Source organism: Mesorhizobium sp. CNPSo 4671, assembly GCF_057784245.1.
Window position 1 is genome coordinate 99,334 of record NZ_JBWLUW010000010.1, and the last position, 25,463, is coordinate 124,796.

Below are 25,463 nucleotides of genomic sequence, written 5' to 3' on the forward strand. Positions count from 1 at the left end.
ATCGAACGACATGGGCCTCGTCGAAACCAATCAGGACACGATGCCGCGCGCGGCTGATCCGCTGTCACTCGGCGAGATCGTTGAGAATGGGCTCTGTATCGGTTGCGGCCTCTGCCGTTCGATCGCCACGCCCGATGCCATCGAAATGGTGATGACGCCGGAGGGCCGCGAGCGGCCGGTGGCGAGGCAGGCATTGGACAGGCCGACGCTGATGCGGATCAACGCCGTCTGTCCGGGAACGCGCATCGCCGGTCCGCCACCGGCGCAATCAAGCGAAGCCGCTTTGACGGATACCGTCTGGGGGCCTGTCGAACGGCTTGTGCTTGGCCGCGCGAAAGACCCGACCGTGCGATTTATCGGTTCCGGCGGCGGGGTGCTGACTGCGCTCGGCCAGTTCCTGCTGAGCTCCGGCCGCGTCAAATTCGTGCTGCATGTCGCGGCATCGCATTCCCAGCCGATGCGCAGCGCAAGGCGGCTGAGCTTCGATGCCGCGTCGATGCTTGAGGGTGCGGGCTCTCGCTATGGTCCGGCGGCGACCCTGGTGGATTTCGGCGACATCCTCGATCGCGGCGAGCCCTTCGCGCTGATCGCCAAGCCTTGCGACATCACTGCCGTGCGCAACCTGGCGCGGCTCGATCCCCGCGTCGACCAGTATATGCGCTATGCTTTGGCCTTCGTCTGCGGCGGCGCATCCGACCTGTCGAAATCGGAACAGGTGCTGCAGCGTTTCGGCCTCGCCGAGGACGAGCTCACGCTGTTTCGCTACCGCGGCCACGGCAATCCCGGCCTCAATCGGATCGAAACCAGGGACGGCCGCGCCTTTGAGCTCACCTATCGGCAACTGTGGGAGGATGAGGACAAATGGATGATCCAGCCGCGCTGCAAGATCTGCCCGGACGCGATCGGACAGGTGGCGGATATCGCGGTTCATGACGCCTGGTTGAACGGCGGACCGGCGGCCGAGGACGAGGCGCTCAACGGCATCATCGTGCGCACTAGGCGCGGCCTTGAGCTGTTCGACGCGGCGGTCGAAGCCGGCGCGCTGGAGATCAAACGCGAGACCGGCATTGCCGAAATCAGTGAGTTGCAGTCGCACCAGGTGCGCAAGCGGCGCGCTGTCTGGGCGCGGCTCAAAGGCATGGCGATCGCCGGCAAGCCGGTGCCGCTTGTCAGCGACCTCGCACTTGAAGATTGCGCCCTGCAGAATTCTCTGGCCGAGAATCTGGCCGAGGGGCGGGGCGCCCGCGACCGTGCCCGGCGCGGACGCCTGGGTGAGCCGCCTGCCGCGCCGCGCAAAAGCGAGGTTGTGCAGTCGTGTTGAGGGATGGGCTGATATGAGTGCCGCCGAGCAAACCGAAATCATCATCATTGGTGGCGGCATTGCCGGCGCCGGCGCCGCCTTCGAGATGTCCCGCACTTTCAAGGTGGTCGTGCTCGAGCGGGAAAGCCATTGCGGTTACCACACCACCGGCCGCTCGGCGGCGAGTTTTACCGAAAACTACGGCAACGGCATCATTCGCCGCATCGTGCTGGCGAGCCGGTCTTTCCTGACCGAGCCGCCTAGCGGCTTCTGCGACTACCCGCTGCTCAGCAAACGCGGCATGATTACAGTGGCGCGCGCCGATCAGCTCGACCTCCTGCAGGAGGATCTCGAGGCAGCGCAGGCCTTGGTGCCCTCCATCGTCGCCATGACGCCCGCCGAGGCGATTGCGCGCGTGCCGGTGCTGCGCGCGGATTATCTCGCCGGCGCCTATATCGAACCGCATTCGATGGACATCGACGTCAACGGCCTGCATCAGGGTTATCTGCGCGGCGCGCGCTCGCGCGGCGCGCGCATCGTCACCAATGCCGGCGTCAAGGCGATAGACCGGCAAGGAGGCCAGTGGCGGGTCGAAACCCCGGCGGGAACATTCCTTGCGCCAACGCTCGTCAATGCCGCCGGTGCCTGGGGCGACGAGATCGCTTTGATGGCGGGTGTGCGTCCGGTCGGATTGCAACCGAAGCGCCGCACCGCCTTCAACATCCCGGCGCCCACCGGCGTCGACATATCAGAGTGGCCGCTGGTCAACGATGTCGGCGCCGAATTCTACTTCAAGCCGGATGCCGGGCAGTTGTTCGTCTCGCCGGCCGATGCGACGCTTTCTCCGCCGATGGATGCCTATGCGGAGGACATCGATGTCGCGATCGGCGCCGAGCGTCTTGAACGGGCGACCACCATCGAAGTGCAGCGCGTGTCGCGCTCATGGGCGGGCTTGCGGACCTTCGTCGCAGATGGGTCGCCGGTGGTCGGACCGGATGACGAGGTCCTGGATTTCGTCTGGCTGGTCGGGCAAGGCGGTTACGGCATCAAGACCTCGCCGGCGCTGTCGCGCGTCTGCGCCAGCCTGATTGCTGGCAAAGGTTTTCCAGACGATGTCGCAAGGCAGGGCGTGTCGATGGACGATCTGACGCCACACCGGCTGCGCGGCGACGAGTCTCAAACCAGGCAGGTTGCTTTATGAGCAATGCCGCCCTCACGGCCGGCGGCACGTTGGCCGGGCATCTGCTGGAGAGGCTGGCGCAGGCCACCACTGACGCGCCAGGGATCACGCGCGTCGCCTACGGACCAGGTGAGCGCTTCGCCCATGATCTCGTGCGCGACGAAGCGGAAAAGCTCGGCGCCACGGCGCATGTCGATGCCGCCGGCAATCTCTATTTGACTCTGAAGGGACATAGTCCGGATTTGCCGGCGATCGTCATAGGTTCGCATCTCGACAGCGTGCCGCATGGCGGCAATTTCGACGGCGCCGCGGGTGTCGTGGCCGGGCTGGCGGTGATGGCCGAACTGGTCGGGCAAGGCATTCAATTGCCGCGCGATCTGATCGTGCTGGCGACCCGCGCCGAAGAGGCTGTCTGGTTTCCGCTGTCCTATCCGGGCAGCCAGGCCGCACTTGGGTTGCTGGAGCCGGTGGCGCTGGATGCGAAGCGGTCGGACAGCGGACGCACGCTTGCGGATCACATGCGTGAGGAAGGCTTCGATCCCGATACCGTGCGGCGCGGTGTGCCGGGCATCGACGCCGGCCGGATCGCGGCCTTTGTCGAAGTGCATATCGAGCAGGGACCGCGCCTTGTCGCATCCGGCGCGCCGGTCGGCATCGTCACCGGCATTGCCGGCGGCTTTCGCTATGTCGATGCGAAATGCTTCGGCGCCTACGCGCATTCCGGCGCCGAGCCGCGCTTTGCCCGCCGTGACAGCGTGCTTGGCTTTGCCGATCTGGTCGCCGGCATTGAAGCGGAATGGGACGCGCTCGAGCGCGAAGGCCATGAAGCCACCATCACCTTCGGTCGGGTGGAATCCGATCCTACGCAGCACGGCGGCAGCCGCGTTCTAGGCGAACTTCGCTTCACGCTCGATGTGCGCAGCGCCGAGGCCACCGTTTTAGAACGGATCGAGGCAAGGCTGCACGCGCTCTTCGCCGCAGTCGGCGCCAAACGCGGTGTGAGCTTCGAGGCCGGGTCACGCTTCACCTGGGAGCCGGCGACCATGTCGCCGGCGCTGATCGCGGGAATGGATCGCGCTGCCACCGCGCTGCAGATGCGGGCGCCTCATGTGCCGAGCGGGGCGGGGCATGACGCGGCCACCTTTGCCGGCGCCGACATTGCGACCGCCATGATCTTCGTGCGCAACGAGAACAGCAGCCACAATCCGCATGAAGCGATGGAGATCGCCGATCTCGATCAGGCGATCCGCCTGCTTCTTCGTTTCGTCACCGATTTCGACAATCCCCTGGGACAGCCATGAACCTTGCCGCGACCGCCTTGCTCGTCATCGACCTGCAGAATGAATACCGCCCCGGTGCCGCCTGGCCGGTCATCGGATACGACGCGGTGCTCGCCAACACCGCCGCGCTGATCGAAGCCGCCCGCGCTGCAGGCGTGCCCGTCATCCATGCGCAGGCCTGGGTGAAGCCGGAGGAACGCGACGGCTATGCGCGGCAGGAGGAGATCCTGACCGAGGAATTCCGCTCCGCCGTGGCCAGTAGCGAAGGTGCTGCGATCTGCGCCGAGGTGGCGGCGCTGCCCGGCGACATCGTCATCCACAAGCACTGGCCGAGCGCCTTTCGCCGGACCGATCTTTCAAAGCGGCTCGCCGAACTCAAGGTCGAGAACCTGATCGTGACCGGCGTGCTGACCGACAGCTGCGTGACCGAGAGCGTGTTCGACGCGGTCTATCAGGGATTCAGGGTCTGGCTGGTCAAGGAGGCCTGCGGCAGCATGAGCGAGGCCATGCACCGCACCGGCATCCTCGACATGGCCAACCGGCTCTATGGCGGCGGCATCCTGCGCCTGCCTGAGGCGCTGAAGGCGCTCGCCGGCCAGCCCTTCGACGGCTGGCGCTGCACGCGGCCGGTGGAATTTGTCTACACGCTGGAAACCGTCGACCGGATTTACGAGGCTCTGTGATCGGCGCCGCAGCCGCATGCGCCTCTGACGACCTTTGAGGCCGCCGGCTTGAGCACCGCGCCCGGCAGCGCTCCGGTTGCCCTGCCGCCACGCCAGACGGATACGCCGTTTACGAAGACATGCTCGATGCCGGCGGCGGGCCGGCGCGGCTCCTCGAACGTGGCGGTATCGATGATCGTGTCGGGATCGAAGATGACGAGATCGGCGAAATTACCTTCCGCGAGAAGCCCGCGTTGCGCGATGCCGAATTCCTTCGCGGGCAGGCCGGTCATGCGGAACACGGCTTCCTCCAGGCTGAACAGGCCGACATCCCTGGCATAGTGCCCGAGCACACGCGGAAACGTGCCCCACAGGCGCGGATGCGGATGGATGTCATGCGGCAGGCCATCCGAGCCGATCATGGTGCGTGGATGCGCGATGATGTTGCGCACGTCCGTCTCGTCGAGCTGGAAATAGACAGCACCTGCTGGCAGCAGGTGCTGGCCGGCCTCGCGCTCACTGCAGTTCCATTCCCGCGCAATGTCGGCGATCTCGCGCCTGGCCATCTCGGGATGCGGATCTGACCAGGTGATGAGGATCTGGAGCCCTGTGTCGCAGCGCTCCAAGCGAAGCACGGTCGAGCTCGCGGCATAGGGGTAGACATCCATGCCGATGTCCATCGTTTGGCGCGCCCGGTCGATCCTTTCCAGGGACGGACGGCTTTTGCCGAAATTGGCGCGGCCGGTGCACTGGTGGTGCGAGATGAACAGCTTGCCGCCGGCATGATCAGCGATGTCGATCGCTTCCTCGATCGCCTCGTCCATCGTCTCGAAATAATTGCGCGTGTGCGTGACATACGGGCCGCCGAGGCTTGCCGCCGTGGCGGCGAGCGCCTTGACCTCTTCGGTCGAGGAGTTGACCGCCGGCGGATAGTCGAGCCCGGTGCTGAGGCCGAAGGCGCCTTCGGCCATCGCCTCGGCGATCGCCTCCTGCATCGCAGCCGTCTCCGCTTCATTGGCTGCACGATCGGTCACCGGCATGCAGCGCTGGCGCAAGGTGGTGTGGCCGACGAGCAGGGCCGCGTTCGTGGCGATGCCGCGCCCCTTGAGCTCGGCGACATAGTCGGCAAAGCGATCGAAGCGGAAATTCTCGCGGCCGCCGACCAGTGTGAAGGGCGGTGGCGGTGTCTTGTCGAGAAGCAGCGGTGCCAGGCTGACGCCGCAATTGCCGGCGATCACCGTGGTGACACCCTGGCTGATCTTCGGGTCCATGCCGCGTGGCGCCAAAAGCGCGCCGTCGTCATGGGTGTGCACGTCGATGAAGCCGGGCGCGACCACCTTGCCCCTGGCATCGATCTCCTCGATGCCAGTCGCGTCGTCCAGCCGGCCGATGGCAGCGATCCTGTCGCCGGTGACGGCCATGTCGGCCTCGAAAGGTTTCGAGCTGTCGCCGGAAATCAACGTCGCATGACGGATGACGAGATCGTATGGCATCGGGCAAAGGTCCAACTCTCTTGTTGGAGCATGATCTCTGGACAAACGGAAACCGTTTGTCCGAGAAAACCGATTCCACTTTTCGGGATCATGCTCTAGCCTTCCGGATTGGCGGCGATCTCCTCGCGGCGGCGCGCGACATAGGCGTCGAGCTCTTCGCGGATCGCGGGGTCCATCACCGGCTCTTCGTAGTCGTGCAGGGCCTGCTGCCAGAGCTCGGTCGCTCGCTCCAGAGCATCTTTGCCGCCGGCTTCCTCCCAGGCGCCATGGTTTTGCCAGTTGGAGAGCATCGGCTGGTAGAAGGCGGTGGTGTAGCGCGACATGGTGTGCTCGGCGCCGAAGAAATGGCCGCCGGCCGGCACCGACTTGATCGCCTCGAAGCCGAGGTCGTCTTCCTGGAACGGCAGCGGCCGCAGGAACTCCATCATGTTCTGCAGGATCTCGACATCGAGCACGAGCTTTTCATAGGACGCGGTGAGCCCGCCCTCGAGCCAGCCGGCCGCATGGTAGATCAGATTGGCGCCACCAAGCACCGCGCCCCAGGTCGCCATTTCCGTCTCATAGGCCGCCTGCAAATCGACCACATTGGAGGCATTCGCGTTGGAGGTGCGGTAGGGCAGATTGTAGCGCCGCGCCAATTGCCCGGCGATGATGTTGGCCTTGGCGTTCTCCGGCGTGCCGAAGGCCGGCGCGCCCGACTTCATGTCGACATTGGAGGTGAAGGCGCCATACATCACCGGCGTGCCGGGGTTGACGAGCTGGGTCAGCACCACGCCGAACAGCGCTTCCGCATTCTGCTGGCAAAGCGCCGCGGCCAGGGTCACCGGCGTCATCGCGCCCATCAGGGTGAAGGGCGTGACGGTCACCGGCTGGCCGTGCTCGGCCATGGCGATCAGACCTTCCGCCATCGCATCGTCGAACAGGCGCGGCGAGTTGATCGAGATGATCGTCGTCACGCCCGGCGAGGCGCGCATCTCCTCGACGGAGATGCCGCGCGCGATCGCCATCATGTTGATCCCGTCCATCGCCCGGGCGCGGCCGATCGCGGTGCAGTGGAAGGAGAGATCGCTCAGCGTCAGATTGGCGTGGTAGGTGTCGAGATGGCGTGCATTGGCCGGCAGCTCCATCGGCGCCACCACCTGGTTGCCGATGATGTGGATGGCATTGAAGTGGTGCGCCAGCTTGATGAAGTTCTGGTAGTCGGCAAGATTGCCCTGACGTCGGCCGTTGATGCGGTCGTGCACATTGGGCGGACCCGCCACCAGGCCGAAGACCAGCGAATTGCCGCCGAGATGCACCTGCTTCTCAGGATTGCGGCTGGTCAGCGTGAAGGAGGACGGCACCGCGCGCAGCGCCTCGTTCACCAGGCTCTCGTCGATGCGGATGGTCTTTTCCTCGCGGTCGACGATGGCGCCGGCGGAGGCGAACAGGTCCATCACCCGCTCGCTCATCACGCGGATGCCGAGTTCGGACAGGATGCGCATCGAGGTGTCGTGCAGTTGCTGCATCCGCTCTTCGTCGAGAAGCTGCATGGGCGGATAGGGATTCTTGACACTCTGCCACGGCAGCTGTGCGATGCCGCCGCCGCCGCGTTCCAGCCTCGACCTGCGGCCGCCGCCGCGCCTGTCCTGCGTCATCGGTCTCTTCCCTCTCGGCTTAGTAGCCGCGCTCCGGATTGACTATGTTCTCGAGCGGCTGACCGCTGCGGTAGCGCGCGAGATTGTGGGCGAACATGCGCACCGACTTGATGTCCCAGCCGTCATAAACCGCCGCGCAATGCGGCGTGATGGCGACGGTGTCGTAGCCCCAAAGCGGGTGCTCGGCGGGCAGCGGCTCGGCCGCAAAGACATCCAGCGCCGCGCCCTTGATCTGTTTGGCATCGAGCGCGGCCAGAAGTGCTGCTTCCTCGACGACGCCGCCGCGCGAAATGTCGATGAGCACGGCGGAAGGCTTCATGGCGGCAAAGGCCGCTTTGCCGAGCAGGCCGCGCGTGGTCGGCAGCAAAGGCACGCAGCAGATGACGAAATCGGCGTGGCCGATGAGTGGTAGCAGCGCGTCAACGCCATGAACCTCGTCCAGGCATGGCGTCGGCTTGGGCCGCGCGCGGATGCCCAGCGTATGCATGCCCATCGCCTGCGCTCGTTTGGCCACGGCCTCGCCGGTCTTGCCCAGGCCGATGATCAACACGGTCTTGCCTTCGATCGGCTCGACACGACCGCCGCCCCACTGCCGCGCCTGCTGGCGGCGTTCGAAGCCGCGCAGGTCGAGCGAGAAGGACAGCATGGCGCCGAGCGCATATTCCGCCAGCATGCCGGCGGCAACGCCTGCGGAATTGGTCACCGTGACGCGCGTCGGATCCCAGCGTCCCAGATGATCCGTGCCGGAGCCGCCGATGGACACCCATTTCACGGTCGGGCTTTCGACGAGGGCCTGGCGTGGATAGCGCGGCGTGCCGTCGAAGCGGATGGAATAGACCACTTCCGCCGCCACGCGCTCGATCAGTTCGGGAAGCCCAGCGTAGCTGTCGCAGGGGTGGACCGGTAGGTCCGGGTGCGTCTCGGCGAGCACGGCCAACGCGCCGGCCGGCTTGTCGGTGTGCAGAATGACGGTTGGGCGGGCCGACATGGCGCGGGCCTCAGCCGTGGCCGATATGATCGGCGGCACTGCCCAGCGCGACAAGCAGCGCTTGCCCGTTCTCCAGCGTTGCATTCTCATGCGGCGCGCGCAGGTTCAGCCAGCGCTGGTCGCCGGAGCGCACGGCCAGCACGGCCTTCATCGCCGGGATCAGGCCGGCATCCTGGATGATCTTGCGGAATGCCTTGATCGCCGCATCCGCCTCAGTAACGTTCTCCCCGGCCAGCGTACGATCGTAGAGCGAGCGGATGGCCGCGGCGTTGAGGTTGACGGTGGCCGAGATGCAGCCCGCCGCGCCGTTGGCCAGCCCCTTGGTCAGTTGCGCTTCGGAGCTGGGGAACACCGCAACATTTGGCGCGGCGGCAATCACCGCCGCCGTGTTGTTCCAGTCGCCGGCGCTGTCCTTGTAGGCGACGACAGTGTCGGGAAACGCCGCGCTCAGCCGGGCGGTCAAGGCCGGGCTCACCGGCACGCCGGAGTTCTGCGGAATATGGTAGAGGATCATCTTCATTGCCGGGTTCGCAACCCGCTCGATCAGTTCGCTGTAGTAGCGTGCCTGGCCGTCATCGCCGGCGGCGGTGTAGAAGAACGACGGCAGCACCATCACGCCGGCGCAGCCGAGCCCGACCGCGTGCGCCGACAGTTCGACGGTTTCCGGAAGCGCGGTGACGCCGGTGCCGGGCATCAGCCGGCCTGGCGAAATGCCGGCTTCGATCAGCCACTCCAGCGCCTGCATGCGCTCACCAAGCGAGAGCGACAGCGCCTCGCCTGTGGTGCCGAAGGGGGACAGGAAATGCGCGCCCTGGTCCAGCAGCCATTTGGCATGGGACACAAAGAGGTCGCGTGCGATGCTGCCGTCATCCGCGAACGGTGTCAGGATCGGTGCGATGGTTCCTTGCGGGCGGGTCATGCGTATCCTCTTTGCGTGATGGTATTCGGGTGTGATCACTGCTGCCGCCGTCCGGCCGCTACCACGCCGGTCGTTGCAGCATCCTGGTGATCACCGGAGGATCGTAGAGCAAGGCCGAGAGGTCGCCGAAGAGGCTGTCGCGGTCGCTGAGCGACAGCACCGCGTCGCGGATCGCCTCGGCGCGGCCTTGTCCGAGCATCGGCGCGGCGAATTCCATGTACTTGGCCTCGATCTCAGCTTGCGTCAGCGGTGCCTCCGGTCCGCCGCGCGCATGGACGTCGCCCGAAGCGAGGATCCGCCCATCTGATGTCGTGAGCGTCACGTCGGCCCAGCGGCCCGCTGGAAAGCGGGCACTGTGGCGCTCCGATTCCACGACCGTGATGCGGCTCAGCATATCCGCCACGGCAACATCCTCCAGCCCGCTGCCGGAAATGTGCTCCAGTCCGATGCGGCCATGGACGATAAAGGTCGCGACGGCGAAGCGCAGGCTGTACTGCGCCTTCGAGGTCGTGTCCGGCATGCCGTCGAACAGCGTTGCGGCGTAATGAAAGCTGTTCACCTCGACGTGGCTGATGTCGGCGGGCGCGAGATGATGCGCATGGCAGAGCCCGCGCGTCGCGTCGATCGCCGCATGCGCCCAGCGGCAGATCGGGTATGGCTTCACATACTGGTGCAGCACCTGCCAGAAGGCGCCGAGATCTTGCCAATGCGGCGCGACCTCGGGCTCTTCGATCGTGATCGCCGGCGCGCCGGTAAAGCCGCGTTCGGCGAGCACGGCCGCCGACAGGCCGATCAGCGCGCCGATGCCCGAGCCGTCATGCAGCATTGTCGGGTTCGCGATCTCGCGCATCATCTGGCTGCGTGGGCCGTGATATTCGGCAATGCCAAGCGCCTGGCGCAGCTGATCGTCGCTGAGCCGTCGCAACCTTGCCGCCACCGCAACCACGCCCAGCGCGTTCCATGCGCCCGACGTATGGTAGTCCGACACGGTTGCGTGCAGCGCAATGCCCGCCCGGCCGGCAATTTCGTAGCCGACGACCAGGGCTGCCAGTGCCTCCGGCCCGCCAAGGTCGGGGCGTGCCTCGGCAAGCGCTGCCAGCGCCGGCACGACGGCGACGCCGATATGGCCCTTGGTCGGGCTGTATCCGTCATGGCCGTCGAGATTGTCGATCTGTGTCGCGGCCGCATAGGCGGCTCCCGCGATGCTGGCACGGCGGCCATCGAAAAGCATGCGTGCCGAATGCCGCGGGTCGGTAGAGGCATAGAGAAGCGTGGCGGTGTCGCGGGCGATCCGGCCCGCTTCCATCGGACCGGCGGCAATGGCAATGCCGATTGTGTCGAGCAGGAGATAGCGTGCCTGCTCGAGGACGGAGGCGGGGAATGCGGCCGCCGGCCGCCGTAACACGAAATCGGCCAGGCGAACGGCAACGCTGGTACTTGCGTCAGGCGCTTCACGCCGATGCGACGGCACAGCCACTTGCATCACTCCCCTTTGCGTCACGCCATCATTAATTTGGGTTCATCGTGCTTTCACGCAATTAGTTCAGCGGCATTGGCCAAAAAAATTCACGTCTTGCGATCAGGCACGATTGAACGCCGGCCGGTCTGTGCGATAGCTATCCCTGCATCTTGCAGGAGAGAGCGATGAAGCCGCCACCCCCGTTGAACTATATCAGGTCTTTTGAGAGTTCGGCCCGGCATCTCTCCTTCACCGCCGCCGCCAACGAACTCGGATACACGCAGGCCGCGGTCAGCACGCATGTGCGCGCGCTCGAACATTACATCGGACGGCAATTGTTCATCCGCTATCCACGCAGCCTCAAGCTGACCGAAATGGGCGAGGCCTTCCTGCCGACCTTGCGCCAGGCCCTCGATCAGATCGACCAGGCGACGGAGGCGATCGTCACCTCTTCGCGCAACCGCACCGTGGTCGTCTCCTGCCCGATGAGCCTGGCGGAGAACTGGCTGGCGGGGTGCATGGCCGCGTTCCGCAAGAAGCATCCCGAGATCGAGATCGTCCTGCACGGCACGATCTGGGAGGATATCAGCGAACAGATCGCCGACATCACGATTTCGACGCGGCGTTTCGACGATCGCCCGCCCGCGGGCATCCCGCTTTGGAACGACGAGTTGTTGTTGCTCTGCGCTCCGGCGCTGCTGGATGGCGAACACGCGCTGAAGACGCCGCGCGATATCCTCAAGGTGGATTGGATCTTCGTGCACGGCCGTCAGGAATACTGGCAGGTCGTCACGACGGCGCTTGGCCTCGACATGGACGAGCACGACAAGGGGCTGTCGACGAACGCCTCCAACATCGCGCTCGAACTCGCTGCCATGGGGGCCGGACTGGTCGCCACCCAGCGGTCGCTTGCCCACGCCTATCTGCGTCGCGGGCTGCTCGTCGAACCCTTTCCGGTTCGGCCGCCAAGCCCCTGGAATTACTACCTCACCGAGAGCCAACTCTCGAAAGGCAACATCGCGCGCATCGTGCGCGAATGGATCATTTCACGGGCGCGCGAAGACGGCGCCTGACAGCCATCCGCTAGCCGGCGGCAGGCCCGCGCTCAAAAAATTGACACGCCAATGGCATCGTTTTTTTAGGTCTTGAGGGCCGGTTTTTGGCGGTTCTTCAGGGGTCGAGCCCTTCCGGGATTTTTGCATCGCCCCTAACATGGATATCGCAAGGGGAATGTAACGGGCGGAAAGCCCTGAACCGGAGAACAACGATGACAATGTTCAAGAGCAACGGTGATCGCGTCCCGGCGGTCATCGAAAGCTACGCAGCCGAAGTCAAAAGCGGCAGGATGGATCGCCGCGAATTCCTGGCCATGGCAAGCGCGATGGGCGCTTCCACGGCGTTCGCCTATTCGATGGCCGGCATCGCCCCGGCCAAGGCCGCGGCGATCGTGCCCGGCAAGAAGGGCGGCATCCTCAAGATGCAGATGATCATCAAGGACATGAAGGATCCGCGCTCCTGGGATTGGTCCGAGATCGCCAACGTCATGCGCCAGTGCAACGACTACATGATCCGCTACACCACCGACTTCACCTTCGAGGGCCATCTCATCGAGAGCTGGGAAGTCAGCGACGACGCCACCGAGTACACGCTGCATCTGCGCAAGGGCGTCAAGTGGTCGAACGGCGACGACTTCAACGCCGACGACATCGTCCATAACATCGAGCGCTGGTGCGACAAGGCGGCCGAGGGCAATTCGATGGCCGGGCGCATGAGTTCCCTGATCGATCCCGCCACCAAGAAGGCCGCTGCCGGCGCCATCACCAAGGTCGACGACCACACGGTGAAGCTGAAATGCCATCAGTCCGACGTCACCATCATTCCGGGCTTTTCCGATTATCCGGCGGTCATCGTCCATCGCGACTTCGACAAGAACGGCGCCGACATGCTCAAGACGCCCGGCACCGGTCCCTATGAGCTGATCTCGTACAAGGTCGGCGAGTCGGCCTCGGTGCGGCGGCGCAAGGACTTCACCTGGTTCGGCGGCGAGCCCTATCTCGACGGCGTCGACTGGACCGACTACGGATCGGACGCCTCCAACCCCGCCATCGGCAGCGCCTTCGAGGCCGGTGAGATCGACTGCAACTACCAGACCGTCGGCGGCACGGTCGATCTCTATGACGGCATGGGCCTGGTCAAGGAGCAGGTCGTCACCGCCGGCACCATCGTGCTGCGCACCAATGTGACCAACAAGCCGTATGACGACAAACGCGTGCGCAATGCCATCCAGCTCGCGGTCGACAATGAGACGGTGCTGAAGCTCGGCTACAGCGGCCTCGGACAGGTGGCGGAAAACCACCATGTCTGCCCGATCCATCCAGAATACTATGCGCTGCCGAAGATGCCGCGCGACATTGCCAAGGCCAAGGCGCTGATGACCGAGGCCGGCCAGATGGATCATGAATTCGAACTGATCTCCTACGATGCGGACTATGTGAAGGACCCGGCCGACGTCGTCGCCGCGCAGATGCGCGAGGCCGGCTTCAAGGTCAAGCGCACCATCATTCCGGGCTCGTCGTTCTGGAACGACTGGACGAAATATCCGTGGTCGACCACCGACTGGGGTATGCGGCCGCTCGGCGTCCAGGTGCTGGCGATCGCCTATCGCAGCGGTGAGGCCTGGAACGAGTCGGGCTACGCCAATCCGGAATTCGACAAGAAGCTCAACGCGGCGCTCGCCGTGGCGGACGTCGACAAGCGCAAGGAATTGATGAAGGACGTCGAGTTCATTCTGCAGGACTCCGGCATCCTCATCCAGGCATTCTGGCGTTCGCTCTACCGGCACCACGCAACCTATGTGAAGAACCTCGGCATGCATCAGACATTCGAACTGCAGCTGGACAAGGTCTGGCTCGACAAGGCCTAGGCCGGCCGGTCACAGCAAATATCTCAGGGGCGCATGTTGCGCCCCTGAAGTCGCCGGGCGACTGCGATTGACCCATCAGCTAAATCAAACGCCAAGATAAAAGTCGCCGAATAAAGGGAAGAAACATGCGTACCCATGCACAAGCCGTCGTCATCGGCGGGGGTCTGATCGGTTGCTCGATCCTCTATCACCTTGCCAAGTTCGGCTGGACGGATGTCGTTCTCCTGGAGCGCAGCGAACTGACCTCCGGCTCGACCTGGCACGCGGCGGCCAACATCCACGGCCTGCATGATTCCACCAACATCAGCCGCCTGCAGCACTACACCATGGCACTCTACAAGGAACTGGAGGCCGAGACCGGCCAGGGCTGCGGCATCTTCCAGCCGGGCTCGCTCTATCTCGCCCAGACCGAGGCGCGCGAGCATCAGCTGAGGCTGCAGGAAGCCAAGGCGCGGCGCTACAAGATGAATTTCTACGAGGTCGCGCGTGACGAGGCGGAGCGGCTGCACCCGCTGGTCGATTTCGACGGCATACGCTGCATCATGTATGAGCCGGAAGGCGGCAATGTCGATCCGTCCGGCGTCACCGCCGCCTACGCCGCCGGCGCGCGCCAGCGCGGCGCCGAGATCCATCGCTTCACGCCGGTCACCGCCACCGAGGCGCAACCCGACGGCAGCTGGATCGTGCGCACGCCGAAGGGCGACATCCACACGCAATGGGTGGTCAACGCCGCCGGCCTGTGGGGCAGGGAGGTCGCCGCGATGGCTGGGCTGCAACTGCCGCTGATCCCGACCGAGCACCAGTATTTCGTCACCGAGACCATTCCGGAAATCGCCGCCATGGGCCGCCGCTTGCCCTCGGTCGCCGATCGCGACGGCGAGTACTATCTGCGCCAGGAAGGCCTCGGGCTGCTCATCGGCGCCTACGAGCGCAAGATGAAATTCTGGGCCGAGGACGGCACGCCGCTGGACTTCGGCCACGAACTGTTTCCCGACGATCTCGACCGTATCGAAGAGAACATGCTGCGCGCGATCGCGCGCGTCCCGGCCGTCGGCACCGCCGGCGTCAAAAAGGTGATCAACGGACCGATGATCTGGTCGCCGGACAGCGCGGTGCTGTTTGGACCGGTGCCCGAACTCAGCAACTATTTCTGCTGCAACGGCATCATTCCCGGTTTCTCGCAGTCGGGCGGCATGGGCAAGCTGGCGGCCGAGTGGATGATCGAGGGCGAGCCTTCGCTCGACATGTTTGCCTGGGACATGGCGCGCTTCGGCCACTGGGCCGGCAAGGCCTTCACCAAGGCCCGCGTCCAGGATCAGTACAGCCATCGCTTCAAGATCCATTTCCCCAATGAGGAGCGCGCCGCCGGGCGGCCGGTGCGGACAAGGCCTGCCTATGAAACGCAGAAGCAGATCGGCGCCGTCTTTGGCCTCAATTTCGGCTGGGAGCACCCGCTGTGGTTCGCCGCCGAGGGCGAGCCGCGCGAGGAGACGATCGGATTCACCCGCCAGAACTGGTGGGGACCGGTGGGCCGCGAGGCGCGTATGCTGCGCGAACGCGCCGGCATCATCGACATCTCCAATTTCGCCAAATACGAGGTCAAGGGTCCCGGCTCCGAGGCCTGGCTCAATGCGCTGTTCGCCAACCGCATGCCGACAAGGATCGGCCGGTCCTGCCTCACGCCGCTGATCGGCAAGCGCGGCGGCATTGCCGGCGACTTCACTGTGACCAGGCTCGCCGACGACGAATTCATGGTCGTCGGCTCCGGCATGGCCGAGCGCTTCCACCAGAGGTTCTTCAAGGCCGTCCCGTTGCCTGAGGGCACGACCTTCCGCTCGCGCACCGAGGACCTCTGCGGCTTCAACGTGGCCGGACCCAGTTCGCGCGAACTGCTGCAGCGTCTGACCAATGAGGATCTGTCGAACGAGGCATTCCCCTTCATGCAGTCGCGCCGGATCACCGTCGCCGGCATCGATGTGGTGGCGCTCAGGGTATCCTTCACCGGCGACCTTGGCTGGGAACTGCATTGCAAGGTCGCCGACCAGGTCGAGCTCTACGACGCGCTGCTCAAGGCCGGCAACGAAGTCGGCGCCGGACCAGTCGGATCGCGCGCGCTGATGTCGCTGCGGGTCGAAAAGGGCTATGGCAGCTGGAGCCGCGAATACTCGCCCGAATATTGGCCGCAGGAGGTCAAGTTCGACGGCCTTGTCAAAATGGACAAGGGCGCGTTCCTCAACCGCGAAGCCTATGCCGCCATCGCTGGCAAGCCGGCACGCGACGAACTCATCATGCTGTCGATCGACGCCAGGGATGCCGACGCGACCGGCGGCGAGCCGATCTTCCTCGCCGACGGCACGCCGATCGGCCAGGTCTCTTCAGGCGCCTACGGCTATTTCGTCGAGAAGTCCCTGGCGCTCGGTTATGTCAAGGCAGGCTCCGCCAGGGCCGGCGACAAGGTCTCGGTCGCCATACTGGGAAGGCCGCATGAGGCGATCCTGCTGCCGCATCCTCCCTTCGACCCCGAGGGCAAGCGGCTGCGCTCATAGAAGCCCGGCCATCCGTTCGCCCAGTGAACCAACTGACGAAACCCGTAGCCGGCCGGAGACGCCGGCGAAGCTGAACGAGGAAGATTTCGACCGTCTGAAAACAAAGGGGAATCGCATGATCAAACGGCATCTGCTGGGCACCCTGTTTGCCCTGATCCTCACATCCTCCGCGCATGCGGGAGACGTCAAGGTTATCAATCAAGACGCGTGGTTCGCCGAAGGTCCGATCTGGTATCAGGACAAGCTGTTCTACGTCGAATACGGCCGCGGCACGGTGGACGTATGGGACGGCAAGAAGAACGCGATCTTCTGGAAGATGGACGGTTGTGGCCCGTCAGCGGTGTTGCCGACGACCACCGGCGAATTCCTCGTCACCTGCTACGACAGCAACTCGATCGGCCACGTCTCCGCCGACGGCAAGACGCTGCCGGCCTATGACAAGGACACGGACGGCAATCCGTTCAGCGGACCGAACGACTTCGCGCCCGACAAGGATGGCGGCATCTATTTCACCGGCTCCGGCAAGGGCGGACCGCTGATCGACGCCTCGGCCTACTACATCGGCAAGGACGGCAGCGTGAAGAAGGTTGCCGGCGACCTGCACAATGCCAATGGCCTCGTCATGTCGAACGACGGAAAAATCCTGTACCTGGTCGAGACCGAGGATAACAGGATCATCGAGTTCGACGTCCAGCCCGACCATAGCCTGAGCAACCGCCGCGTCTTCCTGCGCCTCGACGATCTGTTCCCGAACCAGCCGCATATCTGGCCTGACGGCATCAAGATGGACAAGGCCGGCGAGATGTATATCGGCCAGAGCCCGCGCTCGCTCGACGCGCCGGGCAAGATCATCGTCGTCGACAAGGATGCGAAGCTGCTGCGCACGCTTTCAGTGCCGTCGCCATCCATGCCGAACTTCGCCTTCGGACCCGACGAGAAAGAGCTCTACGTGATGGCGCTCGACCAGATCGATGCGGCACCCTGGCACGGCAAGGTCTACGAGGTTCCGAACAAGTAGGGTGTTGCCGGCGGCCAGGGCAATTCCAGGAAAAGTGCGAAGCGGTTTTCCGTCCGGAATTGCGTCAAAACAATGCCGCCGGGTGCATTGTCAGCCGCCGAACCGATCCAGCCAATGTTGGGCAAGGTCGGAGCGGCGGCAGATCCAGATGTCTGGATTGTTCCTGATCTTGTCGAGGAAGCGGGCGAGCCCGACCATGCGCCCCGGCCGGGCGGCCAGCCGGCAGTGCAGCGACACGGTCATCATACGAGGCGTCCGCCCGCCTTCGGCCAGCAGCCAGTCCACCCCGTCGCTGACATATTCAAAGAACTGGCCGCCGGTCTCCAGGCCGGAGCCGCGCGAGAACCGGCTGTCATTGTTGTCGAAACTGTGCGGGACGACCAGATGCCGCTTGCCATCGACATCGACAAAATAGGGCAGGTCGTCATTGTAGTCGTCGCAATCAAACAGGAAGCCGCCATGCTCCGCCACCAGCCGCCGGGTGTTGAGACTGGGCCGGCCTGTGTACCAGCCGAGCGGGCGAATGCCGGTCAGGCGCTGGACGGTGTCCACGGTCATCGCAATGTGATTGCGTTCTTCGGCCTCGCTCAGCGGCGCGTAGTCGATCCACCGCCAGCCATGGCAGACGATGTCGCTACCGAGTGCGGCGATCGCCTTGCCGGCCGCCGGATTGAGTTCAAGCGCCCTGCCGACGACATAGAAAGTCGGAACGATGCCCTTGTCGGCAAACAGCGAAGCGAGCCGCCAGACGCCGACGCGCGAACCGTATTCGTAGAGCGATTCCATGTTGCGGTTGCGCAGACCCGGCGCCGCCGGGGACACGGCAAGGTCCGACAGGATCGCCTCGGAGACGCCGTCGCCCTCGCCGATGCTGTATTCGGCGCCTTCCTCATAGTTGACGACGATGTTGAGTGCCAGCTTGGCGCCGCCGGGCCACTCAGCGGCCGGAGGCTTGGCGCCATAGCCGATAAGGTCACGGACAGGCAGATACGGCATCTCTCAATCTCCCCAGGATTCAGTCGTAAGCCATGCGGTCGCCAAAACTATCCGCCGCGCATGTCGATCAGTATGTGCAGTGCTCGATCCATTATCTCTTGCGGGCCGACCGTCGCGCGCAAGCAGTCCGTGAGGCCGTAGCCGCCCAGGCTGCGCACGATGATATCGGCGCCGCGTAAAGTTCTCTCGGCCGCTTCTGCGGCGGCTGCACTGGAGAAGCGGATCAGTACGAAATTCGTCCGGCTTTCGGGAACATGGTAGCCGGCAGACCGCAGATCATGCGCAAACCGATCGCGGATCACGGCCGTGCGGGCCACTGTTTCGCGCATATAGGCCTGGTCCTGCACGGCCGCGACGGCCATTGCCAGGCTCGGTGTAGTGACCTGGTTCGAATTCTGCATCTTGCGCATTTCAGCCGCGACCGAAGGCGCGAACAGTCCCCAGCCGACGCGCGCGCCGGCCAGGCCATAGGCTTTGGAGAGGGTGCGCAACACCACCGTATCGCCGCGCGCGGCGAGCGCAAAAATCGGTCCTGGGTCTTGGTCGTCGAATTCGCCATAGGCCTGATCGATTACGAGGAGCACGTCCGGCCGCAACGCCGCGCGCAGCCGCAGCAGTTCGCTGTTGCGGATACGGGTGCCGGTCGGATTACCCGGATTGCAGACGAAGACGATACGCGTTGCTGGCGTGACGGCAGCCAGGATGCTGTCGATCGAAACGGTGAGATCGTGCTCTGCTGCCTTGACGTAGACCGCACCAACACGCGCGGCGGCGGATGCGGCGAAATTATAGGCAAAGGCGGTGCCCAGCACCTCATCGCCTGGCCCGGCAAACGCCGCGACGGTGCAACTGATCAGGTCCATCGAACCGGCGCCGCACAAGACCAGGCTGCGCTCGACCCCGTAGGCTTGTGCGAGCGCTTCGCGCAGCGCCGTCCAGTCCGGATCGGGATAGAGATGGCTGCGGGCAATCGCGTCCCGGCCGGCGGCAATCGCCCTGGGGCTGGGCGGGAAGGCGCTTTCGTTCTGGGCAAGGGTCGGCCGGTCATAGCCGCCGAAATTCGCAAGCGCGAAGGCAGACATGGCCTCGATATGGGTGGCTGCTTTCAGCGGCACGGCGCATCCATGAGGATGTAGATCATCTCGCGGACCACCTTTTGTCGGACCGGCTCATGGGCAAGCTACAATCCGCCAGCGTGTTCACAAGCAAAAACTAACCGCGCAATGGCTCCGAAATTCTGGCCCTTGTTGGGGTCGTCCGCACGAGAACGAAGAAGAGATGGCATTGTCGGGCCGGACGCGAGCCCTTCGGGTCAGGATTGTAGGATTTCCCGGTGCCGTCGAGCGAAGGTCTCGGCGATCGCGAGGACCGCGGCGTGAATCGGTCCCGCGGTAAGGCTGGGCATGATCGAAGCGTCCACGACAAAGACATTGTCGAGCGCCTTGAGCCGTAGATCTGCATCGACGACGGTGTCCGGGTCCTTGCCCATCCTGCAGGTGCCGCAAGGATGATGGTGCGTAATGACCGACCGCGCGATGAAGTCGTCCATCTCGGCCGCACTGTTCAGCGTGCCTGGCAGCAGTTCGCGCTCCCGCCAGCCGGCGAGCTCATCCCTATGCCCGATTGTCCGTGCTGTTTCGAGCGCCCTGCGAAACCGCTCGCGGTCCCGACTGGTTTGCAGGTATGCCGGGTCGATGATAAATCGATCCCCGAGCTCAGGCCCGCTGATGCGCACGCTGCCGCGGCTGGTCGGGTGGGTGATGCCGAACAGCAGCGAATAGGCCGTACCGGCGGCGGGCGCCTGGAAACATTCCGACACGATCGGCGCGATGCCGCAACCAACGACTATTTCGGGCTGCCCGGCAGCGGTGAAGCTGTCGGCCCGCATATAGGCCATTGATTCCGAATGCTGGAGGCGCGATGGCGGCACCGGCTTGCGGGCCGCGTAGAGGTTGCCTGCGCCAAGCAGGTGGTCCTGCAGGTTCCGACCGATGTCAGGCATATCGATCAGGCAGCCGACGCCTGCCGCATCGAGCACTGCGCGCGGACCGATGCCAGAACGCATCAGCAAGGCCGGACTTTCCAGCGCGCCGGCGCAAAGCACGACTTGGTCCGCAAAGATTTCGACTGGACCCTGTCGCCCTGCGACCTCGAGGCTGCGGACCTGATTGCGTTCCAGATTGAGCCGCCGCACTCGGGATCCCGTAAGGATGGTCAGGTTCTCGCGGCCTCGAACTGCCCCGGTGAGCCAGGCGTCCGCCGCTGTGACCCGCCGCCCATCGCGAATGTTCAAGGAGTTCGGGGTGACACCGATCATCGCTCCGCTGTTGTGGCCCTCGAGGCGAGGCAGACCCAATGATGCGCCTGCCTCGATGAAGGCACGAGCAACCGGACTGACTTCGTCAGCCGGCAGATGGATCGGCAATGGTCCGCCCTTGCCGTGAATGCCGTCGCCGCCAAGCGGGTGGTCTTCGATAGCCTGGAAAACCGGCAGCAGTTCGTCCCAACCCCAGCGGCGGTCCCCGGTCGCGTCGACCCAGGCCTGGAAATCCGAGGGATGACCGCGCATGTAGCCCATCGCGTGCAGGCAACTCGAGCCGCCGATCACCCGCCCGCGCGCCCAATGATGCACCCGGCCCGCGGTGCCGGCCTGGGGCACCGTGCGATAGTCCCAATCGTAGCTGCGGCCCTGAAGCGCCGGCCAGGCAGCGGGGTTCCAGATGTCGGGGTCCGTCGCCTCTTCGCCCGCCTCGATCAGCAGAACGCGACTGGCCGGATCTTCACTCAGTCGCGCGGCAAGCAACGTCCCGGCCGAACCGCCGCCGACGATGACGATATCGCAATTCGGTCTACGCTCGACATCGGCCCTGGTCATCATCACTCCATCTGCCATTTGCCGGCTTCGATGGCCGGCATGTCTGACACCGACATGAAGAAGGCCGCGCACTGATCTGCGTTCGGCCGATCCGAAAACGTCATGAAGGGCGTCGAGTCTTCAGATGGAACGACAGTCCATCGAAGAGCTCAAATCCCGTGGTCCATGGATATCTTCGCCGCCGCTTTCGCCCTCAGGACGTGCTGTTTCGAGGCTTTGCGGGCGGCCTTCTCGTCGCCGGCGGCGATGGATTCGAAGATCTCCCTCATCTCCGCCAGACTGCTTTGTGCTCTGCCCTCCAGGGACATCGATCGTCCTCGGAAGAAGCTGATCCTGGCCACAAGACCGCGATGGACTTCCTCCAGGATCGGGTTGCCGCAATTCGCGAGTATGATGGAATAGAAGTCCGCGGCGGTCATCACCTGCGCCAGGCTGTCATTGCTCGATGCCGCTTCTTCGAATGCGGAAAGAGATTTCTCGAGCTCACGCAACTGTTCCGGCGAAATCCTTAGCGCGCATCGTCCCGCCGCCTCGACTTCCAACAGCTCTCGAACCTCGTAGATGGCGGTTGCCACCTCCCATGAAAGCGCCGGTATCGACGGCCCGCGGTTGGGCACGATCTCGATCAGGCGCTCGGCCTCAAGACTGCGCAAAGCCTCCCTCAGCGAGGGACGGCTGATGCCGAGTTGTGTGCACAGTTGACTTTCGATGAGGCGGCTTCCCGGCTGAAACAATCCGGAGAAGATCGCCAGCCGTAACTTGTCGACGGTCTCCCGTTGCACGGTCCGTGGCGAAATTCGCAAATTCAAATCTGGGGGCATCGATAACGTCTCATGGGCTTTTGAGTCGCACGCTGAAGCAGCATACGCCACGCCGTTGAAATTTGACAGCAGGATGGCCTGATTGTCAAATCTGAAGATTGCAAGAATGTCAGACAATCTCCTTGACGCGCTTCGGGCTGTATGATCCTTTTGCAGGAGACGAGCAGCGGAGGCGAGGATCATGGACATGGCGGCAGAGGTAGCTTCCGACCACTTCATCTCGCGACGGGTCGACATTGGCCGCATCACCTTGAACGTGCGCCAGAGGGGTAGCGGCCCGTTGATGCTGTTCTTCCATGGCATCACTTCCAACTCCGCCGTCTTCGAGCCGTTGATGGCTCGGCTCTCGGATCGGTTTATGACGATTGCGGTTGACCAGAGGGGGCATGGCCTCAGCGACAAGCCGGAAACCGGCTACGAGGCGAATGACTATGCCGACGACATTGCCGGCCTGATACGCACGCTCGATCGCGGCCCTGCCATCCTCGTCGGACATTCGCTTGGTGCTCGAAACTCCGTCACGGCCGCGGCGAAATACTCGGATCTGGTGCGGTCGGTCGTCGCAATCGACTTTACGCCGTACATCGAGACCGAAGCGTTGGACGCGCTGGAGGCGCGGGTGAACGCGGGGAGCCAGCTTTTCGAGGATGTCGGGGCTGTCGAAGCATATCTCTCCGGCCGCTATCCGAACATTCCCGCCGACGCCATCAGGATCAGGGCTGAAAGCGGCTATCAGCCGGTCGACGGCGGATTGCGTCCATTGGCCTCGCCCGCCGCCATGGCGCAGACCGCCAAAGGCCTGCGAGCGGACCTGGTGCCGGCCTATCGCGACGTGACCAAGCCCGTCCTCATCGTTCGCGGCGAGACAAGCAAATTGGTCTCGGCTGCGGCGCTGGCGAAGACAAGCCGGCTGCGGCCCGATCTGCCTGTCGTCGTCGTTCCGGGCGCCGACCATTACGTCAACGAGGTCTCTCCCGAGATCACGCTGAAAGCCATCACCAACTTCATAGACGCCTGACGGCCAAGCGCGCCGTCTTCTTGTACGCAGCATCAGGATAGAAAATGGCCAATGTAAACAAAACTCCGGGCAAAACGCGTCGCGCCGAAGTCGCCGGCGGCGGCTTTGCCGGCCTGACCGCCGCCATCGCTCTCAAGCAGAACGGTTGGGACGTCAGGCTGCACGAAAAGAGCTCGGAGCTGCGGGCGTTCGGCGCTGGCATCTATCTCTGGCACAATGGCCTTCGCGTGCTCGAAGGACTGGGCGCCCTGGACGATGTTCTCCAGGGTTCGCACACGCCTCCGACCTACGAGACCTGGATGCACAACAAGTCGGTCTCCAAGGAGACGTTCAACGGTCTGCCCTGGCGCATCATGACGCGCAGCCACCTGCACGATGCCCTGGTCAACCGCGCTCGTGCGCTTGGTGTCGACATAAGCGTCAATTCCGAGGCGGTCGCCGCCGATCCGGAAGGTCGCCTGACGCTTCAGACCGGCGAGGTTCTCGAAGCCGACCTGATCGTCGGCGCCGATGGCGTTGGCTCCAAGGTCAGGGATTCCATCGGCTTCAAACAGGATCGATGGGTTTCGAAAGATGGTCTCATCCGGCTGATTGTCCCGCGCATGAAGAAAGAGCTCGGTCATGGCGAGTGGGACAACACCATCGACATGTGGAACTTCTGGCCACGTGTTCAGCGCATTCTCTACTCGCCCTGCAATGAGAATGAGCTCTATCTCGGTCTGATGGCTCCGGCCGCCGATCCGCGCGGATCGAGTGTTCCGATCGATCTCGAAGCCTGGGTCGAGATGTTTCCTTTCCTGGAGCCGTGCCTGGTCGAGGCGGCCAAGCTGAAAACCGCCCGATACGACAAGTACGAAACGACCAAGCTGGATAGCTGGACAAGAGGCAAGGTCGCCCTTGTGGGTGATGCCGCGCATGCCATGTGCCCGGCTCTTGCCCAGGGTGCCGGTTGCGCGATGGTCAACGCCTTCAGCCTGTCGCAGGACCTGGAGGAGGGCGCTTCAGTCGAGGATGCGCTCGTCGCGTGGGAGAAGCGCATCCGCCCGATCACGGATCGCTGCCAGGCCCTGTCCGGCGACTATGCGGCGAACCGCTCGCTCTCGATGGGAAACATGTTCACACCGGCGGCACTGGAAGCTGCCCGCTACGACCCGCTGCGCCGCGTCTACTCATGGCCGCAGTAGCGCCGGGCAAGCTGGCCAACGAATTAATCGGTGCATGCGCAAGCGCGCGCCCTTCAGGAGATAAAGATGAACTATTCCAGTGAAGTCGAACGGGACTACGATGTCAGGGGGTGGTACGCCTGCGTCCAGGAAAGCCGGCATGATGGCGGCACACCTGGCGAAACCCTCGTCAAGGTCGCGACTGGCGTTGTCATACGCAATCCGTTCGCCGGAAAATTCGTCGCCGAACTGGCCGATCTGACCAGTCCGAGTGCAGCGATCGGTCATGCGCTCGGCGAGCGGGCCGTGGCGCTGCTCGGCAACAGGCCGGTCGAAAGCTATGGCAAGGGCGGTATCGCGGGTACATCAGGCGAACAGGAGCATGTCGTCGCCTGCATCACCACGGTATTCGGCGATCCGCTGCGCCAGCAGGTGGGCGGTGGCAAGGCCTGGATATCGTCGGTCAGCAAGGTCGCTGTCGCCGGCACGACCATCGATATCCCGCTTGCCCACAAGGACGAGCTCTACATCCGTTCCCACTACGACGCCGTCACCTTTTCCGTGCCGGATGCGCCGCGCCCGGACGAACTTCTGATCTGCGTCGCCGTCGCATCAGGTCCGCGCGTGCATCAGCGCGTCGGTGGCAAATCCGTCGCCGACCTCAAGGCCGGCGTCTAGTTCGATCGAAATTGCTGAAGGACGAATTCATGCCCCTGAACATCAAGGACCTCAAGATCACGTCGGCGGATTTCAAGCCGCTCGGGAAACTGCGTGACGAGCATGCCGGCGACAAGGGCAACGTATTGCCCAGGCTTATTGTCAGCGGCGTCCCGGCAGGGACGAAGGAACTCGCGGTCATCTGCCACGATCCGGACGCACCGCTCGCCAACGGTTTCACGCATTGGGTGGTCTACGGCATCGATCCCTCGACCACCGACCTGTCGGATGCGCAGGAGAAATTCCGCGTCGGCCCCAACGGCGCCGGTGGCAAGCAATATTACGGCCCTCAGCCGCCCGCGGGCCATGGTGAGCATCACTACTATTTCTGGGTCTATGCGCTCGACACGAAGGTCGAAGGAACGCCCACCCGGGAGGAGTTCCTGCAGAAATATGCCGGCAACATCATCGAGCAGAACCGGATCGTCGGCATCTACGAAAACAAGTGAAATCCGCGGCCCTGGCGAC

Annotated in this window: 21 protein-coding genes; 12 read left to right on the plus strand and 9 right to left on the minus strand. The window is 64.2% G+C overall.

Annotated features, from left to right (window positions below; translation table 11 throughout):
- The first annotated feature begins 10 nt into the window (after positions 1-10).
- Genes AC04SF_RS25675 through AC04SF_RS25690 form a run of 4 tightly spaced genes read left to right on the plus strand, consistent with a single transcriptional unit; the run spans position 11 to position 4,443 of the window.
- Positions 11-1,321, plus strand: a complete 1,311-nt coding sequence (locus tag AC04SF_RS25675) for a Coenzyme F420 hydrogenase/dehydrogenase, beta subunit C-terminal domain (protein WP_488480048.1) — start codon at positions 11-13, stop codon at positions 1,319-1,321.
- Between the two features lie 13 nt (positions 1,322-1,334).
- Positions 1,335-2,501: an NAD(P)/FAD-dependent oxidoreductase gene (locus tag AC04SF_RS25680; RefSeq protein ID WP_488480049.1), complete on the plus strand. Its 1,167-nt coding sequence runs from the start codon at positions 1,335-1,337 to the stop codon at positions 2,499-2,501.
- Positions 2,498-3,781: a Zn-dependent hydrolase gene (locus AC04SF_RS25685; RefSeq protein ID WP_488480050.1), complete on the plus strand. Its 1,284-nt coding sequence runs from the start codon at positions 2,498-2,500 to the stop codon at positions 3,779-3,781. The genes AC04SF_RS25680 and AC04SF_RS25685 overlap by 4 nt, the downstream gene beginning before the upstream one ends.
- Entirely contained in the window at positions 3,778-4,443 is a 666-nt protein-coding gene (locus tag AC04SF_RS25690) for a cysteine hydrolase family protein (protein ID WP_488480051.1), read from the plus strand. Before AC04SF_RS25685 ends, AC04SF_RS25690 begins: the two co-directional genes overlap by 4 nt.
- Here the strand turns inward: AC04SF_RS25690 and AC04SF_RS25695 are convergent.
- From AC04SF_RS25695 to AC04SF_RS25715, 5 genes are all read right to left on the minus strand, one after another.
- The gene (locus tag AC04SF_RS25695; RefSeq protein WP_488480052.1) at positions 4,428-5,915 is read right to left on the minus strand and encodes an N-acyl-D-amino-acid deacylase family protein; all 1,488 of its coding nucleotides are present in this window, start codon (positions 5,913-5,915) and stop codon (positions 4,428-4,430) included. The genes AC04SF_RS25690 and AC04SF_RS25695 overlap by 16 nt on opposite strands.
- A 95-nt stretch (positions 5,916-6,010) precedes the next feature.
- Positions 6,011-7,552, minus strand: a complete 1,542-nt coding sequence (locus AC04SF_RS25700; RefSeq protein ID WP_488480053.1) for a trimethylamine methyltransferase family protein — start codon at positions 7,550-7,552, stop codon at positions 6,011-6,013.
- Between the two features lie 19 nt (positions 7,553-7,571).
- Positions 7,572-8,540 carry a D-2-hydroxyacid dehydrogenase gene (locus AC04SF_RS25705; protein ID WP_488480054.1) on the minus strand — a complete coding sequence of 323 codons (969 nt, stop codon included), beginning with the start codon at positions 8,538-8,540 and terminating at the stop codon, positions 7,572-7,574.
- Positions 8,541-8,550: 10 nt separating this feature from the next.
- Positions 8,551-9,459 carry a dihydrodipicolinate synthase family protein gene (locus AC04SF_RS25710; protein ID WP_488480055.1) on the minus strand — a complete coding sequence of 303 codons (909 nt, stop codon included), beginning with the start codon at positions 9,457-9,459 and terminating at the stop codon, positions 8,551-8,553.
- A gap of 58 nt (positions 9,460-9,517) precedes the next feature.
- Complete coding sequence (locus AC04SF_RS25715) at positions 9,518-10,936, minus strand: MmgE/PrpD family protein (RefSeq protein WP_488480056.1); 1,419 nt, start codon at positions 10,934-10,936, stop codon at positions 9,518-9,520.
- A 167-nt stretch (positions 10,937-11,103) separates the two neighbouring features.
- On the opposite strand from AC04SF_RS25715, the gene AC04SF_RS25720 reads away from it, so the two are divergent.
- The 4 genes from AC04SF_RS25720 to AC04SF_RS25735 all read left to right on the plus strand — a co-directional run bounded on the left by AC04SF_RS25720 (position 11,104) and on the right by AC04SF_RS25735 (position 17,405).
- Complete coding sequence (locus AC04SF_RS25720) at positions 11,104-11,991, plus strand: LysR substrate-binding domain-containing protein (RefSeq protein ID WP_488480057.1); 888 nt, start codon at positions 11,104-11,106, stop codon at positions 11,989-11,991.
- A 194-nt stretch (positions 11,992-12,185) separates the two neighbouring features.
- The gene (locus tag AC04SF_RS25725; RefSeq protein WP_488480058.1) at positions 12,186-13,841 is read left to right on the plus strand and encodes an ABC transporter substrate-binding protein; all 1,656 of its coding nucleotides are present in this window, start codon (positions 12,186-12,188) and stop codon (positions 13,839-13,841) included.
- A 125-nt stretch (positions 13,842-13,966) separates the two neighbouring features.
- Positions 13,967-16,387 carry a GcvT family protein gene (locus AC04SF_RS25730; RefSeq protein WP_488480059.1) on the plus strand — a complete coding sequence of 807 codons (2,421 nt, stop codon included), beginning with the start codon at positions 13,967-13,969 and terminating at the stop codon, positions 16,385-16,387.
- Between the two features lie 115 nt (positions 16,388-16,502).
- Positions 16,503-17,405, plus strand: a complete 903-nt coding sequence (locus AC04SF_RS25735) for an SMP-30/gluconolactonase/LRE family protein (RefSeq protein ID WP_488480060.1) — start codon at positions 16,503-16,505, stop codon at positions 17,403-17,405.
- Positions 17,406-17,495: 90 nt separating this feature from the next.
- On the opposite strand, the gene AC04SF_RS25740 is transcribed toward AC04SF_RS25735, so the two are convergent.
- The 4 genes from AC04SF_RS25740 to AC04SF_RS25755 form a co-directional block, all read right to left on the minus strand.
- On the minus strand, positions 17,496-18,401 hold the full coding sequence (locus AC04SF_RS25740; RefSeq protein WP_488480061.1) for an allantoinase PuuE: 906 nt from the start codon (positions 18,399-18,401) through the stop codon (positions 17,496-17,498).
- Positions 18,402-18,448: 47 nt separating this feature from the next.
- Positions 18,449-19,516, minus strand: coding sequence for a pyridoxal phosphate-dependent aminotransferase (locus AC04SF_RS25745; protein ID WP_488480062.1), 1,068 nt, complete (start codon positions 19,514-19,516; stop codon positions 18,449-18,451).
- Between the two features lie 197 nt (positions 19,517-19,713).
- Complete coding sequence (locus tag AC04SF_RS25750) at positions 19,714-21,294, minus strand: GMC family oxidoreductase (protein ID WP_488480063.1); 1,581 nt, start codon at positions 21,292-21,294, stop codon at positions 19,714-19,716.
- A gap of 131 nt (positions 21,295-21,425) precedes the next feature.
- The gene (locus tag AC04SF_RS25755) at positions 21,426-22,400 is read right to left on the minus strand and encodes a GntR family transcriptional regulator (protein WP_488480064.1); all 975 of its coding nucleotides are present in this window, start codon (positions 22,398-22,400) and stop codon (positions 21,426-21,428) included.
- Between AC04SF_RS25755 and AC04SF_RS25760 the strand changes: the two genes are divergently transcribed.
- The 4 genes from AC04SF_RS25760 to AC04SF_RS25775 all read left to right on the plus strand — a co-directional run bounded on the left by AC04SF_RS25760 (position 22,285) and on the right by AC04SF_RS25775 (position 25,444).
- Complete coding sequence (locus AC04SF_RS25760; RefSeq protein WP_488480065.1) at positions 22,285-23,115, plus strand: 2-(acetamidomethylene)succinate hydrolase; 831 nt, start codon at positions 22,285-22,287, stop codon at positions 23,113-23,115. The two genes, AC04SF_RS25755 and AC04SF_RS25760, sit on opposite strands and share 116 nt — an antisense overlap.
- A gap of 44 nt (positions 23,116-23,159) precedes the next feature.
- A complete protein-coding gene (locus AC04SF_RS25765; protein ID WP_488480066.1) occupies positions 23,160-24,299 on the plus strand; it encodes an FAD-dependent oxidoreductase in 1,140 nt (379 codons plus the stop codon).
- Between the two features lie 66 nt (positions 24,300-24,365).
- Positions 24,366-24,956: an amino acid synthesis family protein gene (locus tag AC04SF_RS25770; RefSeq protein WP_488480067.1), complete on the plus strand. Its 591-nt coding sequence runs from the start codon at positions 24,366-24,368 to the stop codon at positions 24,954-24,956.
- A gap of 29 nt (positions 24,957-24,985) precedes the next feature.
- Positions 24,986-25,444, plus strand: a complete 459-nt coding sequence (locus AC04SF_RS25775; RefSeq protein WP_488480068.1) for a YbhB/YbcL family Raf kinase inhibitor-like protein — start codon at positions 24,986-24,988, stop codon at positions 25,442-25,444.
- Positions 25,445-25,463: the final 19 nt, after the last annotated feature.

Excerpts from the sequence above, each read along its gene's own strand:
- AC04SF_RS25675 (WP_488480048.1), top strand. The coding sequence starts at position 11 with ATGGGCCTCGTCGAAACCAATCAGGACACGATGCCGCGCGCGGCTGAT.
- AC04SF_RS25680 (WP_488480049.1), top strand. The coding sequence starts at position 1,335 with ATGAGTGCCGCCGAGCAAACCGAAATCATCATCATTGGTGGCGGCATT.
- AC04SF_RS25685 (WP_488480050.1), top strand. The coding sequence starts at position 2,498 with ATGAGCAATGCCGCCCTCACGGCCGGCGGCACGTTGGCCGGGCATCTG.
- AC04SF_RS25690 (WP_488480051.1), top strand. The coding sequence starts at position 3,778 with ATGAACCTTGCCGCGACCGCCTTGCTCGTCATCGACCTGCAGAATGAA.
- AC04SF_RS25695 (WP_488480052.1), bottom strand. The coding sequence starts at position 5,915 with ATGCCATACGATCTCGTCATCCGTCATGCGACGTTGATTTCCGGCGAC.
- AC04SF_RS25700 (WP_488480053.1), bottom strand. The coding sequence starts at position 7,552 with ATGACGCAGGACAGGCGCGGCGGCGGCCGCAGGTCGAGGCTGGAACGC.
- AC04SF_RS25705 (WP_488480054.1), bottom strand. The coding sequence starts at position 8,540 with ATGTCGGCCCGCCCAACCGTCATTCTGCACACCGACAAGCCGGCCGGC.
- AC04SF_RS25710 (WP_488480055.1), bottom strand. The coding sequence starts at position 9,459 with ATGACCCGCCCGCAAGGAACCATCGCACCGATCCTGACACCGTTCGCG.
- AC04SF_RS25720 (WP_488480057.1), top strand. The coding sequence starts at position 11,104 with ATGAAGCCGCCACCCCCGTTGAACTATATCAGGTCTTTTGAGAGTTCG.
- AC04SF_RS25725 (WP_488480058.1), top strand. The coding sequence starts at position 12,186 with ATGACAATGTTCAAGAGCAACGGTGATCGCGTCCCGGCGGTCATCGAA.
- AC04SF_RS25730 (WP_488480059.1), top strand. The coding sequence starts at position 13,967 with ATGCGTACCCATGCACAAGCCGTCGTCATCGGCGGGGGTCTGATCGGT.
- AC04SF_RS25735 (WP_488480060.1), top strand. The coding sequence starts at position 16,503 with ATGATCAAACGGCATCTGCTGGGCACCCTGTTTGCCCTGATCCTCACA.
- AC04SF_RS25740 (WP_488480061.1), bottom strand. The coding sequence starts at position 18,401 with ATGCCGTATCTGCCTGTCCGTGACCTTATCGGCTATGGCGCCAAGCCT.
- AC04SF_RS25750 (WP_488480063.1), bottom strand. The coding sequence starts at position 21,294 with ATGGCAGATGGAGTGATGATGACCAGGGCCGATGTCGAGCGTAGACCG.
- AC04SF_RS25760 (WP_488480065.1), top strand. The coding sequence starts at position 22,285 with ATGGCGGCAGAGGTAGCTTCCGACCACTTCATCTCGCGACGGGTCGAC.
- AC04SF_RS25755 (WP_488480064.1), bottom strand. The coding sequence starts at position 22,400 with ATGCCATGGAAGAACAGCATCAACGGGCCGCTACCCCTCTGGCGCACG.
- AC04SF_RS25765 (WP_488480066.1), top strand. The coding sequence starts at position 23,160 with ATGGCCAATGTAAACAAAACTCCGGGCAAAACGCGTCGCGCCGAAGTC.
- AC04SF_RS25770 (WP_488480067.1), top strand. The coding sequence starts at position 24,366 with ATGAACTATTCCAGTGAAGTCGAACGGGACTACGATGTCAGGGGGTGG.
- AC04SF_RS25775 (WP_488480068.1), top strand. The coding sequence starts at position 24,986 with ATGCCCCTGAACATCAAGGACCTCAAGATCACGTCGGCGGATTTCAAG.